Below are 12,800 nucleotides of genomic sequence, written 5' to 3'. Positions count from 1 at the left end.
TACATTTGTCATCGAAACTCAATATAGAAAGGCCGGTATGCACATGTTTATCGACTATCATACCCACCACGCCCGCTGCGGTCATGCCGTCGGCGAGCTGGAGGAATACGTAAAGAAGGGGATTGAGATCGGACTCGTGCAGCTCGGCCTCTCCGATCATATGCCGCTGCTCCATGTTGATCCAGCAACTTACTATCCCGAAATGGCAATGCCGATGGATGAGCTCCCGCGTTATGTGGAAGAATGCCTAAATCTCAAAGAAAAGTATAAAGGCCAAATCGACATCCGAGTTGGTCTTGAAGGCGATTATATCGAAGGCTGCGAGGAGCAGATCGGATCGATCGTGAATGCTTACCCTTGGGATTATGTGATCGGCTCCGTTCATTTTTTAGGCGAATGGGATATTACCGATTTCCGTCAAACCGGAGGCTGGGAAGGCCGTGATCGCATGGCGGTGTATGAGCAGTACTACGATGCAGTAGGCAAGGCAGCTGCGAGCGGCTTCTATGATTACATCGGGCATATTGACGTAATCAAGCGTTTTGGCTATCAGCCAGAGGGCGACGTCATTCATTTGGAAAATGCTGCACTGGAGGCGGTTAAGCGGAATGGGCTTGCGATCGAGCTTAATGCATCCGGGCTTCGGACGCCTGCCGCTGAGATGTTTCCGAGCCGCAGAATGCTTGAATATGCACGGGAATTAGGCATTCCGCTGACGGTAGGATCGGACGCTCATCAGCCCGAAAGGCTGGGTCAATATCTGGATCAAGCGTACGCTGTGCTCAAAGAAGTCGGATATACGCAGCTAGCGACATTTAATTGTCGAAAATTAGTGATGATTGATTTTTGAAATATCGCAAATTCCATGTATAATATAGATGATCAAACAAGCTTTGTCGAATGATCCGACAAGGACGAGTACTTGTTCCGTAAAATTAATTGGTTTTAACGCTCAGGAGGGTATCATGTTAAGCGACAAGGTGCGTATTTTTTCGGGTTCGTCTAATCCGGTATTGGCTCAGAAAATTAGTGCGGAGCTTGGTCTGACGCTAGGCGCGATTAAAATGTCCCGTTTCAAAAGCGGTGAGATTTACGTGCATTACGAAGAAACGATTCGGAATTGCGACGTTTTCCTCGTGCAATCATTCTCGCATCCGATCAACGAGCATTTTGTCGAATTGCTTGTTATGATTGATGCGGCGAAGCGTGCTTCCGCAAGAACGGTCAACATCATCATGCCGTATTACGGCTATGCGCGTCAGGAGCGCAAGGCAGCACCTCGGGAGCCGATTTCAGCGAAAATGCTGGCGGATGTGCTCACGACAGTTGGAGCGAACCGCGTTATCACAATCGACCTACATGCTCCAGCTATTCAAGGCTTCTTCAACATTCCAGTCGATCATATGACTGCGCTTGATCTAATCAGCGATTATTTGAAGTCCAAAAACATCAAGAACCCGGTTGTCGTATCGCCGGATGCAGGCCGTGCTTCAACTGCAGAGAAACTAGCGAACTACTTGGATACATCGTTTGCGATCATGATCAAGAAACGTCCGGCACACAATGAATCGGTTATTACACACGTAATCGGGGATGTCGAAGGGCAGACTCCGATTATAATCGAGGATCTGATCGACACGGGATCTACGATTGTCAACGTTGTTGAAGGCTTGAAGGAGCGCGGTGCAGAGGATGTATACGTATGCGCTACGCACCCGTTATTCTCCGGCTCGGCCATTGAGCGTTTGGATCATCCCCATATTAAAGAGGTCATTGTTACCGACTCGATCAGCTTGCCTGAATCGACGCCGGAACGATTCAAAGTACTTTCCGTTGCGCCGCTTCTTGCAGAGGCGACTCGCATTATTTTGGAAGGCGGCTCCATCAGTACGTTGTTCAAAAACAATGGCGTTTAAGCGTTCAGCTTGATTGCTTAGCATGCGAAATGAATAGTAATGCCGCGAAAATCGCGGGTGGCGCTTCTGCCATCCGCGATTTTCCCACATTTCTTTCGTGTTTTGTTGGGTATGGCTATGGTATAATCGTAGAAAATCGGAAGTAACGGGAGGTGCCTTGACAGTGAAAGAGAAGAATCGTGTTGCCGTAGATCAACAGACGAAAGTCATACCGGTTCAATGGGACGCTACGTTTTTTTTCGAACGTGCGGTTCGGTCGCTTGATCGATTCCATTATGACAAGGCACTTAAATATTTTCGTCGCGCCGTAGAATACGAGCCGGAAAACCCGGTAAACCATTGCAATATGGCAGGCATTCTTTCTGAGCTTGGCAATTATGAAGAGTCGAATCGTATTTTAGGCTGGATTGTGGATGAGCTTGATCCCACCATGACGGAGTGCCATTTCTATATGGCGAACAATTTTGCCAATATGGAGCAATATGAAGCGGCCGAGGGCTCGCTTATTAAATATTTGGAAGAGGATTCTGAAGGGCAATTTCTTGATGAAGCGGAAGATATGATGGATCTGCTGCATTTTGAGCTGGAGCGCCCTACGCGTCTGACGAACATTAAATCGCGTGAAGGCATGGTTGAGCATGACCTGGCCCGGACCCTTCTTGAGGAAGGCAAATTCACCGAGGCTGTTCGCATATTGGAAAAAATAATCGAAGGCCAGCCGGACTTTCTGGCTGCGCGCAACAATTTGGCGTTAGCCTATTACTATATGGGCATGTTCGATAAAGCGATGGATACGATTCATGAGGTGCTGGAGATTGAATCCGGCAATCTGCATGCGCTTTGCAACCTTGCTATTTTCTATCAGCATAAGAATGATGAGCAAAGCTTGCAGCCGCTTGTTGAGCTGCTTACGAAGACGGTGCCGTTTCATCAGGAGCATGTGTTTAAACTAGCAACCACTATGGGCATCTTAGGAGAGCACGGAGCTGCTCATAAGCACTTCACCAGGCTGCTGAAAGACTCGGAGCTGACTCAGGATCCTAGCCTGTATCATTATGCGGCTGTCGCCGCTTGCAATATCGGGCGATTGCAGGAAGCCGAGCGGCTGTGGAAGCAAACGATCAAGCTCGATCCGACATCGGGCATTCCACATTATTATATGGAGCAGCTGGAGCTTGTCCGCAGCGGAGAGCATACGGCGTCCATCAGCTATCACTACCATCTGCCCTTTGAGGAGCAGTTCAAGCTATGGGAGAAGTCCTCGGACGGCATTCCCGATCATCTCAAGCGCGATCCGCTTGTACGCTCGTCGTTTTTCTGGGCCTTGCGCCATGGCGACCAGCATACGAAGCTGCAGGTCATTCAAGCGCTCGGCATGATTGCCGACAGCGAAGTGAAGGATGTGCTTCAGACCTTCCTGCTGGAGCGGGATGAGGATGATTACTTAAAGCGCATAGCCATTTTCGTGCTTCGAACGATGGGCGTTCAGGAGCCCTTGCGCGTGGTGCTCGAAGGGAAAGAAACGATCATCGAGCCGAATCGTGTACCTTCAAGACTGCCGGTATGGGAAGATAAATGGCAAGCTGTCGTCGAGACGGCACTGGGCCGCATGAGCAAGCAATATGACTTGGTTCAGCAGCATGATCTGATGACGTTGTGGGTAGAGTTCCTGTCGCGCGTGTATCCGGACGTTCCGAAGCTGACCAAGCCGGAGGGCTGGGCTGCTGCTTTGGAATATTTGACGGCAAAGATGCATCGCCGGGCAATTTCTTACCACGAGGTTTCGGTGCGCTATGGCACTTCGATTGCTACAGTCAGCAAGAACGTCAAAATGATTGACGAGGTTTGCGGCATCAAAGAGAAGATGAAATCAATTAGCAATGTATTCGCTACACAGGAAATGCAGGACGAATAAACTTTTACGAGGTGAATGTTATGTACAAATCCATTATTATCGGTACCGGCCCTGCCGGTCTTACAGCGGCTATTTACTTGGCTCGCGCCAACATGAGCCCGCTTATTATTGAAGGTCCTGAGCCAGGCGGACAGTTGACGACAACGACAGAAGTCGAGAACTTTCCTGGTTTTCCGGAAGGCATTATGGGTCCAGAGCTTATGGAGAACATGCGCAAGCAAGCGGAGCGCTTCGGCGCTAAGTTTATTACCGGCTGGGTGAACAGCGTAGATATGTCCGAGCGTCCTTTCAAGCTTCAAGTGGAAGGTCACGGCGAGCTGGTAGGGGAGAGCATTATCATCTCTACAGGGGCATCGGCTAGATATCTTGGCATCCCAGGCGAGAAAGAAAATGTCGGACGCGGTGTTAGCACATGCGCGACTTGCGACGGCTTCTTCTTCCGCGGCAAGAAGATCATCGTTGTTGGCGGCGGCGACTCTGCGATGGAGGAAGCAAGCTTCCTTACGCGATTTGCATCGAACGTGGAGCTCGTTAACCGCCGGGATGAGCTTCGCGCATCCAAGATCATGCAGGACCGCGCTCGCGAGAACGAGAAAATCAGCTGGAGCCTGAATCGCACGCCGGTTGAGGTTGTTGCAAGCGGCATGGGCGTTACGGGACTTAAAGTGCGTGACAATGCAACAGGTGAAGAGGACGTTATTGAAACGGACGGTATTTTCATCGCAATCGGCCACACGCCGAATACGAAGTTCCTTGCCGGACAAATTGATACAGACGATCATGGCTACATTGTCGTGAAACCGGGCACATCCGAAACGAATATACCGGGCGTATTCGCATGCGGCGATGTGCAAGACAGCAAATACCGTCAAGCGATCACAGCAGCGGGAAGCGGCTGTATGGCTGCTCTGGATTGCGAAAGATTCCTTGAAGGCGCAGTTACGCATGACTGGAGCAAATCGCTTTAATGATTGGCGGACCTGCTTCATAGGATAAAGAAGGGGCTATACCAGCAGAGCGATACGCTTGACGGTATAGCCTTTTCAATAGCCGAGAGCGCTTGATTTACAAGCATTGCGCTATCTTGACCAGAGTGTGAAGGTCGCTTATAGTGTTACAGAGAAGATTAACATATTGATGAGGTGGACTAGTGATGTCTGAAAAGATTTACGTTGGAGTCGATGTCGGCGGAACTGCTATTAAGGTTGGCATTTGCAATGCGGATGGACAATTGCTTCATACGTATGAAGGTCCGACGGAAGCGAGTAAAGGAACGGACACTATCCTTCAAAATATTGCAAAATACACGCAGCAAATCGTAGTCGAATCAGATTATGATTGGGAGCAGGTTGACGGGGTAGGCGTCGGTATTGCAGGCTTCCTGGACATTCCAAACGGAATTGTGAAATTTGCGCCAAACCTGAAAATTGAAAATGTCAATTTGAAGGCTTACTTGGAGCAAGCGCTGAACAAGACAGTAAAGGTTAATAATGATGCAAATGTTGCTGCATTAGGCGAAGCTTGGGGCGGAGCGGGTAAAGGCATTGGGCACTGCGTATGCTACACGCTCGGAACAGGCGTAGGCGGCGGTATTATTATAGAGGGTAAAATCGTTGAGGGTTACATGGGCATGGCAGGCGAGCTGGGTCATATGGCCATTGTGCCTGATCTGGAAGCTATTCAATGCGGCTGCGGGAAGATGGGCTGCTTGGAATCCGTTTCCTCGGCAACGGGCATTATCCGTATGGCGAAGGATGCTGTAGAACGCGGCGATCGCACATCGCTCTCGCAGGTAGAGGATATTATGGCGAAGGACGTTCTTGATGCAGCAAAAGCTGGAGACGAAGTAGCGAAACGTATCGTTAATCGCGCAGCTTATTATTTGGGCAAATCGATGGCGATGATCGCGATCGTGCTTAATCCGCAATATTTCATTATTGGCGGCGGCGTATCGAAAGCGGGAGATTTCCTGTTCGATCAAATTCGCGAAGTATTTGAAAAGTATACGCAAGATCAAGCTAAAGAGAACGTGAAAATCGTTGCGGCAACGCTTGGCAACAACGCTGGTGTCGTTGGTGCAGCAGGTCTTATTCTAAGAGGCTAGTATCCTTACGAAGTGACTTTGCATTCGCAAAGTCTAAGTATATCCTTACGAAGTGACTTTGCATTCGCAAAGTCTAAGCATATCCTTACGAAGTAGGTTTGCATTCGCAAACCTTTTGGGAGGTTTATTCATGGAAACGACAGCAACAGTAGCGAAGCTTGTCATAATAACCGGGATGTCTGGCGCGGGCAAGACCATTGCTGTTCAAAGCCTGGAAGATCTCGGTTTCTTCTGCGTAGATAATTTGCCGCCTGTTCTTATACCTAAATTCGCAGAGCTGATAGAGCAGTCGAACGGTAAAATCGGAAACGTTGCGCTTGTAATTGATTTGCGCGGACGAGAATTTTTTACGGCGCTGTCCGAATCGCTAGCTTACATCAAAGAGCATTATACGATTAGCTGCGAAATATTATTTTTGGATGCAACTGATGCTGTGCTTGTTCAGCGCTACAAAGAAAGCCGTCGTCGCCATCCGCTTGCCCCTGACGGAATGCCGCTTGAAGGCATTCGCAATGAACGCCGCCTGCTTGAGGACTTGAAGGGCTGGGCGTCACAAGTTATCGATACGAGTATTTTAAAACCGGCTCACTTGAAGGAACGGATTATTTCTCACTTCACGAATTTGGAGCAAAACAGCCTGTCGATAAACGTAACCTCCTTCGGTTTCAAATACGGCATTCCGATTGATGCTGACCTCATTTACGACGTTCGCTTTTTGCCTAATCCGCATTATATCGAGCATCTGCGCCCGAATACCGGTCAAAATCCCGATGTTTACGATTACGTCATGAAATGGCCCGAAACTCAGCAGTTTCTTACAAAGCTGCTAGACATGCTGCAGTTCCTTATTCCGCTGTATCGCAAAGAAGGGAAAAGTCAGGTTGTTATCGGCATTGGCTGTACGGGTGGAAAGCATCGTTCCGTTGCTATTGCTGAATATCTGGGACGCATGCTCGGCAGCAGTGATACGGAACGTGTGCGTGTCAGCCATCGCGATGCCGAACGTGACAAGCATTGACGGGGTGAGAGAATGCAGAGTAGACACAAAATTTTGAGACGTCCGAAGATCGTCGTAATTGGCGGCGGTACCGGACTCTCTGTCATGCTGCGAGGGCTGAAGGAAAAGCCGCTCGATATTACGGCTATCGTGACGGTAGCCGACGATGGAGGCAGCTCGGGTATTTTGCGCAATGAGCTGCAGATCCCTCCTCCTGGCGATATTCGAAACGTGCTTATGGCACTGGCTGATGCGGAACCTTTGCTCACCGAGGTGCTGCAGTATCGTTTCAAAACGGTGCCAGGGCTTGCGGGACATAGTCTCGGCAACCTCATGCTTGCAGCGATGACCGATATTTCAGGTGACTTCGTCACTGGCATTCGCGAGCTAAGCCGTGTCCTTGCCGTTCGAGGAAGAGTGCTCCCAGCAGCGGGCCGATCGATTGTGCTTAAAGCGGAAATGGCCGATGGTTCCTTTGTTACCGGGGAATCGATGATTCCGAAGGCGGGCAAGGTAATCAAGCGGGTGTTTCTGGAGCCTGCCGATGTGGAGCCGCTGCAAGAAGCAGTTGAGGCGATTGAGCAGGCTGACGCTATTTTGATCGGGCCTGGCAGCTTGTATACAAGTATCATTCCCAATTTGCTCGTTCCAAAGCTTGCGAATGCGATTGTAGAATCAGAGGCAGTTAAGCTATTTGTTTGCAATGTGATGACTCAGCCCGGCGAGACGGATAATTACTCGGTTGGCGATCATTTGGATGCGATTCATGCTCATATCGGTCATCATTTATTTGATTATGTCATTGTGAATGACGGCGAAATTCCGCCGCAAATCGAAAGCAAGTATGCAGAGATGGGCGCGAAAGCCGTTTATTTGGATCTAGATGCGGTTACGCAAAAGGGTTATGAGGTCATTGCGGATAAACTTGTTTTATTCCGTACTTTTTTAAGGCATGATGCTGAACGTTTAAGCCATCATATATATAAGCTGGTAGAGAATTGGATGTTACGAAAGAGGTGATACACAATGTCGTTTGCGGCACAAACAAAGAAAGAGCTGACATTGATTGAAGCGGACAGCTGTTGTGAGAGAGCGGAGCTATCCGCGCTCATACGGATGAATGGTTCGGTTAGCGTATCTAGCCGCAAAGTCGTTTTGGACATCTCAACGGAAAATGCCGCGATCGCCAGAAGAATTTATTCCCTGCTCAAAAAACATTATGAGCTGCATGTTGAGCTGCTCGTCCGCAAGAAGATGAGGCTCAAAAAAAATAATGTATATATTGTCCGTATTCCAGCAGGCGTACAGGAATTATTGAGCGAGCTCAAAATTGTATCCGAAGGCTTTATGTTCAATCTTGGCATCGACAAGGAAATCATTCGCAAGCCATGCTGCAAGCGTTCCTATTTGCGCGGCGCGTTCCTTGCGGGAGGTTCCGTTAACAACCCGGAGGGCTCCTCTTATCATTTGGAGATATCGTCGATGTACCAGGAGCATTGCGAGGCGCTCGTTGACCTTGCGAACAAATTTGATCTAAACGCTAGATGCATTGAACGTAAAAAGGGTTTTATCTTCTACATCAAAGAGGGCGAGAAAATAATCGAGCTTCTCAATATTATTGGCGCGCATCAAGCCTTATTCAAGTTTGAGGATGTCCGAATCATGCGTGATATGCGAAATTCGGTAAACCGAATCGTCAATTGCGAGACAGCCAATCTGAACAAAACGATTGGAGCAGCTGTTCGTCAGATCGAGAACATCAAGCTGCTGCAGCGTGAGGTTGGCCTCGATAGCCTCCCTGATAAGTTGAAGGAGGTAGCCGAAATCAGGCTGCTGCATCCGGATATGAATCTGACAGAGGTTGGCGAAATGCTTAGTGGAAAGGTCAGCAAGTCAGGCGTGAATCACCGTTTACGCAAAATTGACGAACTTGCGGAAAAAATCCGTGGGGTCTGAGCTTTTATCCTAGTGCATGAGCTGGTATAATGATATAATAATTCAAAAGACTTAATTTAAAAAAGATAAGGAAGCCAAGCTATACTTATCTTTGATCGGAAACGAGCTTTTGCAGCCAGAAGACGGCAAATTAGAGCCGTTAACGCTTTTGCCGCATGCTAATGATTGAGTAAAATATAGGGGGTATGGTTTCCATGACAAGGCTTCCGGTTGTTGTTCGTCTTAAGACGGGACTTCATGCAAGACCTGCAGCATTATTCGTACAAGAAGCGAACAAATTTTCCTCCGAAGTATTTGTAGAGAAAGACGACAAAAAAGTGAATGCGAAATCCATAATGGGAATTATGAGCTTAGCAATCAGCTCTGGCACTGAAGTATCCATTAGTGCAGAGGGTTCGGACGCAGAACAGGCTGTAAACGCTTTAGTCGCTTTGGTAAGCAAAGAAGAGTTGGAGAATCAGTAAGAAAAAGGGAGAAGTCACGCAGGTTCGTTCAGAGCTTGCGGCGACAGCTCTTTTTTTTGTATACAGGGTACAAAAAAGTCATACATGAAATGCAAACAGCAAAAAGAGCAGGTCCGGAGATTCCTCCGACCTGCTCTTTTTGCTTATCCGCTAACTTAACAATTAGGCCAGCTTCTCGATTACTTTATCGACCAAGCCGTACTCTTTGGCTTCAGTTGCGCTCATGAAGTAGTCGCGGTCCGTATCCTTCTCGATACGCTCCAGCGACTGTCCGCTGCGTTCTGCCAATATGCCGTTCAGCTTGTCGCGCATGCCGATGATGCGTTTCGCACGAATGGCAATATCGCTTGCTTGGCCTTCTGCGCCGCCAAGCGGCTGGTGAATCATTACTTCGCTGTTCGGAAGCGCGTAACGTTTGCCGATCGCGCCTGCAGTAAGCAAGAAAGCACCCATGGATGCGGCCATGCCGACGCAAATGGTGGACACGTCCGGTTTAATGTACTGCATCGTATCGTAGATAGCCATGCCTGCCGTAATCGAGCCGCCCGGGCTGTTAATATAAAGAGAAATGTCCTTCTCTGGGTCGTCTGCTGCCAGGAAAAGCAATTGAGCGATGATGGAGTTGGCCACCACGTCATTTACACCTGATCCTAGAAAAATAATGCGGTCTTTCAATAGGCGAGAGTAAATGTCATACGCACGCTCACCTCGATTGTTTTGCTCAATAACCATAGGAACGAAATTCATATCCAACGTAAGCCCCCTCCTCAAAAACAATGAATGGTTAAATCGTATTCTCATAATAACGGATGAATAGTCAAAAGTCAAAGATAGTCAAACAATTCTATCCATCCAATAAAAAAACCGTTCCTGCGTATAGGAACGGTTAGTCTGTATCATTATAGGTGTTGCAAGCCTGAACGGCTGATTAGTTGTAATGGCGCGCCCGCAAGGAATCGAACCTAGATCTCAGCCTTCGGAGGGCTGCGTCATATCCATTGGACCACGGGCGCATATGGTTAAAATAGTCGCAAAAATGATTATATGATATTAAAGATGTTAAAGCAAGGGGCGTTCAAAAATTAAATTTGTGAAAAATGTGACGGTAACCGTTTTCAATAGGAAATCGGCTATTGCTACTATCACCAATTTCCGATAAACTAAGGGTGGGACTTGAAATGATACCGCGGGACATAATGAGTCCAATGCATTTGAACCGAATACGCTAGAGGCCGATGGAGTGAAGGATGAGAGATGCGTCAGATCGTTGAACTGCAGCAGCAGCTTGTGCCTGATCTGCTCGACGTCATGAAGAAACGGTATTCGATCCTGCATCAGGTGATGCTGTCGGATTTAATCGGACGTCGCACATTGGCGTCAACATTATCGATGACGGAGCGCATGCTTCGTGCGGAGACCGATTTTCTGAAATCGCAGGGACTGCTCGAGATTCATTCGGGGGGCATGCGAATTAGCGATTCAGGCAAGCTTTTATTAGAACAGCTTGAGCCTTTCTACAAGACGATGTTCGGACTATCCGAGCTCGAGGAAACGATCCGCAATCATTATGGATTGTCGCAGGTCGTCATTGTAGCCGGCGATTCCGAGACGTCTGCTCAGACGAAGCGAGAGCTTGGCCGTGCAGGAAGTCAGGTGCTTAACAAGGTTATGCAGCCACATGACGTGGTCGCGGTAACAGGCGGAACGACGATCGCACAGGTAGCAAATCAATTGGTAAGCTCCTCGCAGCTCAAAACGAACTGGTTTGTACCAGCTAGAGGCGGCCTTGGAGAGAGCTTGGACTATCAGGCCAATACGATTGCTTCTATGATGGCTAAACGTACAGGAGCGCAATACAGGCTTCTACACGTACCTGATCATTTGGGCGAGGAAGCGTTCGCGTCCATCATGCAGGAGCCTAACATTAAAGAAATCGTGGATGTCATCCGCAGTGCTCGCATCGTTGTACATGGAATCGGAGATGCTATGGTCATGGCAAGGCGCAGGCGGCTTGACCGCGAGATTATCGATGCTATGGAAGCTGAAGAAGTGCTTGCAGAGTCGTTCGGATTCTATTTTGACCGCAAGGGCGCTGTCGTGCACAAAATGCAGACGGTGGGGTTACGGCTTGAGGATATTGTGAACACTGAGGTTGTTATTGGCGTAGCCGGCGGCAAGAGCAAAGGCGAGGCTATAGCGGCGATTATGCGCTTCGGACACAATGACGTACTCGTAACAGATGAAGCGGCAGCAATGGAAATAGTAGCCTTAACCGAGCAAGAGAAAGATTAAGCAGCAAAGAAGCTATTGGAATCATGATGATTTGCAAGGTGCTATACTCGCAAACCAGCAAACCAGCAAAACATCTTGAAATATATTTATTAATCTTTTAAAAATGCTTAGGAGGAAACAAAAATGGTTAAAGTTGGTATTAATGGTTTTGGTCGCATCGGCCGTAACGTATTCCGCGCAGCACTGAACAATCCTGATGTTCAAATCGTAGCAGTAAACGATCTTACGGATACTGCAACACTAGCACATCTTCTGAAATATGACACAACACACGGTCAACTTGACGGTACTGTTGAAGCAAAAGAAGGCGCGCTTATCGTTAATGGACGCGAAATCAAAGTTTTCGCAGAGCGCAACCCTGCAGATCTTCCTTGGGGATCCGTTGGCGTTGAGATCGTAGTTGAATCAACTGGTATTTTCACAGCTAAAGAAAAAGCTGAGCTTCACTTGCAAGGCGGCGCTAAAAAAGTTATCATTTCCGCTCCGGCAACGAACGAAGATATTACAGTAGTTATCGGCGTTAACGAAGATAAATACGACCCTGCGGCACACACCATTGTTTCCAACGCTTCATGTACAACTAACTGTCTTGCTCCTTTCGCAAAAGTATTGAACGACAAATTCGGAATCGTCAAAGGTATGATGACAACTATTCACTCATACACAAATGACCAATCCGTTCTAGACGTTCCTCATAAAGACCTGCGCCGCGCTCGTGCAGCTGCAGAAAACATCATTCCTTCTTCAACAGGCGCAGCGAAAGCTGTTTCGCTAGTTCTTCCAGAGCTTAAAGGTAAATTGAACGGTATGGCTATGCGTGTTCCTACGCCTAACGTTTCCGTAACTGACCTTGTTGCTGAGCTTAAAGTTAACGTAACGGTTGAAGAAGTTAACGCTGCTTTCAAAGAAGCTTCAGAAGGCGCTCTTAAAGGCATCATGAACTACAACGAATTGCCGCTTGTATCAAGCGACTACAACACGGATCCTGCTTCTTCCACAATCGATGGTCTTTCGACTATGGTTGTTGAAGGCAACATGGTTAAAGTTATTTCTTGGTACGACAACGAGTGGGGCTACTCGAACCGCGTAGTTGATCTTGCTGCTTATATTGCAAGCAAAGGTCTGTAAGCAAAGAAGGCGGACGGATCTCGGCTTT

Annotated in this window: 12 protein-coding genes and 1 tRNA gene; 11 read left to right on the top strand and 2 right to left on the bottom strand. The window is 48.1% G+C overall.

What is annotated here, in order from left to right; translation table 11 throughout:
- The first annotated feature begins 43 nt into the window (after positions 1–43).
- From hisJ to AC1TPC_RS16920, 9 genes are all read left to right on the top strand, one after another.
- Positions 44–850, top strand: a complete 807-nt coding sequence (gene hisJ, locus AC1TPC_RS16960) for a histidinol-phosphatase HisJ (RefSeq protein WP_169091114.1) — start codon at positions 44–46, stop codon at positions 848–850.
- A 115-nt stretch (positions 851–965) separates the two neighbouring features.
- Positions 966–1,916: a ribose-phosphate diphosphokinase gene (locus AC1TPC_RS16955; protein WP_482067992.1), complete on the top strand. Its 951-nt coding sequence runs from the start codon at positions 966–968 to the stop codon at positions 1,914–1,916.
- 163 nt (positions 1,917–2,079) lie between these two features.
- On the top strand, positions 2,080–3,831 hold the full coding sequence (locus AC1TPC_RS16950; protein ID WP_482067991.1) for a tetratricopeptide repeat protein: 1,752 nt from the start codon (positions 2,080–2,082) through the stop codon (positions 3,829–3,831).
- A 20-nt stretch (positions 3,832–3,851) separates the two neighbouring features.
- Positions 3,852–4,799: a thioredoxin-disulfide reductase gene (gene trxB, locus AC1TPC_RS16945; protein ID WP_482067990.1), complete on the top strand. Its 948-nt coding sequence runs from the start codon at positions 3,852–3,854 to the stop codon at positions 4,797–4,799.
- 185 nt (positions 4,800–4,984) lie between these two features.
- Positions 4,985–5,935, top strand: coding sequence for an ROK family glucokinase (locus AC1TPC_RS16940; RefSeq protein WP_482067989.1), 951 nt, complete (start codon positions 4,985–4,987; stop codon positions 5,933–5,935).
- A 130-nt stretch (positions 5,936–6,065) separates the two neighbouring features.
- Positions 6,066–6,953, top strand: a complete 888-nt coding sequence (gene rapZ, locus AC1TPC_RS16935) for an RNase adapter RapZ (RefSeq protein ID WP_482067988.1) — start codon at positions 6,066–6,068, stop codon at positions 6,951–6,953.
- A gap of 12 nt (positions 6,954–6,965) precedes the next feature.
- Positions 6,966–7,952 (top strand): gluconeogenesis factor YvcK family protein, encoded by a 987-nt coding sequence (locus AC1TPC_RS16930; protein ID WP_482067987.1) that lies wholly within the window; start codon positions 6,966–6,968, stop codon positions 7,950–7,952.
- Between the two features lie 6 nt (positions 7,953–7,958).
- A complete protein-coding gene (gene whiA, locus AC1TPC_RS16925) occupies positions 7,959–8,888 on the top strand; it encodes a DNA-binding protein WhiA (protein WP_482067986.1) in 930 nt (309 codons plus the stop codon).
- 194 nt (positions 8,889–9,082) lie between these two features.
- Complete coding sequence (locus AC1TPC_RS16920; RefSeq protein ID WP_028609180.1) at positions 9,083–9,352, top strand: HPr family phosphocarrier protein; 270 nt, start codon at positions 9,083–9,085, stop codon at positions 9,350–9,352.
- Positions 9,353–9,514: 162 nt separating this feature from the next.
- On the opposite strand, the gene clpP is transcribed toward AC1TPC_RS16920, so the two are convergent.
- Positions 9,515–10,099 carry an ATP-dependent Clp endopeptidase proteolytic subunit ClpP gene (gene clpP, locus AC1TPC_RS16915; RefSeq protein ID WP_482068015.1) on the bottom strand — a complete coding sequence of 195 codons (585 nt, stop codon included), beginning with the start codon at positions 10,097–10,099 and terminating at the stop codon, positions 9,515–9,517.
- Positions 10,100–10,290: 191 nt separating this feature from the next.
- Positions 10,291–10,365: transfer RNA gene (locus tag AC1TPC_RS16910), tRNA-Arg, on the bottom strand.
- Positions 10,366–10,606: 241 nt separating this feature from the next.
- Here AC1TPC_RS16910 and AC1TPC_RS16905 point away from each other — a divergent pair.
- Entirely contained in the window at positions 10,607–11,644 is a 1,038-nt protein-coding gene (locus tag AC1TPC_RS16905; protein ID WP_482067985.1) for a sugar-binding transcriptional regulator, read from the top strand.
- A gap of 123 nt (positions 11,645–11,767) precedes the next feature.
- A complete protein-coding gene (gap, locus tag AC1TPC_RS16900) occupies positions 11,768–12,772 on the top strand; it encodes a type I glyceraldehyde-3-phosphate dehydrogenase (protein WP_053373234.1) in 1,005 nt (334 codons plus the stop codon).
- Positions 12,773–12,800 lie beyond the last annotated feature (28 nt).

It is taken from the genome of Paenibacillus sp. Y280 (assembly GCF_056786335.1).
This window is presented reverse-complemented; position numbering and strand designations above follow the sequence as displayed.

Bases quoted from the DNA above. Each gene is read 5' to 3' on its own strand.
- hisJ (WP_169091114.1), top strand. From the start codon at position 44: ATGTTTATCGACTATCATACCCACCACGCCCGCTGCGGTCATGCCGTC.
- AC1TPC_RS16955 (WP_482067992.1), top strand. From the start codon at position 966: ATGTTAAGCGACAAGGTGCGTATTTTTTCGGGTTCGTCTAATCCGGTA.
- trxB (WP_482067990.1), top strand. From the start codon at position 3,852: ATGTACAAATCCATTATTATCGGTACCGGCCCTGCCGGTCTTACAGCG.
- AC1TPC_RS16940 (WP_482067989.1), top strand. From the start codon at position 4,985: ATGTCTGAAAAGATTTACGTTGGAGTCGATGTCGGCGGAACTGCTATT.
- rapZ (WP_482067988.1), top strand. From the start codon at position 6,066: ATGGAAACGACAGCAACAGTAGCGAAGCTTGTCATAATAACCGGGATG.
- AC1TPC_RS16930 (WP_482067987.1), top strand. From the start codon at position 6,966: ATGCAGAGTAGACACAAAATTTTGAGACGTCCGAAGATCGTCGTAATT.
- whiA (WP_482067986.1), top strand. From the start codon at position 7,959: ATGTCGTTTGCGGCACAAACAAAGAAAGAGCTGACATTGATTGAAGCG.
- AC1TPC_RS16920 (WP_028609180.1), top strand. From the start codon at position 9,083: ATGACAAGGCTTCCGGTTGTTGTTCGTCTTAAGACGGGACTTCATGCA.
- clpP (WP_482068015.1), bottom strand. From the start codon at position 10,099: ATGAATTTCGTTCCTATGGTTATTGAGCAAAACAATCGAGGTGAGCGT.
- AC1TPC_RS16905 (WP_482067985.1), top strand. From the start codon at position 10,607: ATGCGTCAGATCGTTGAACTGCAGCAGCAGCTTGTGCCTGATCTGCTC.
- gap (WP_053373234.1), top strand. From the start codon at position 11,768: ATGGTTAAAGTTGGTATTAATGGTTTTGGTCGCATCGGCCGTAACGTA.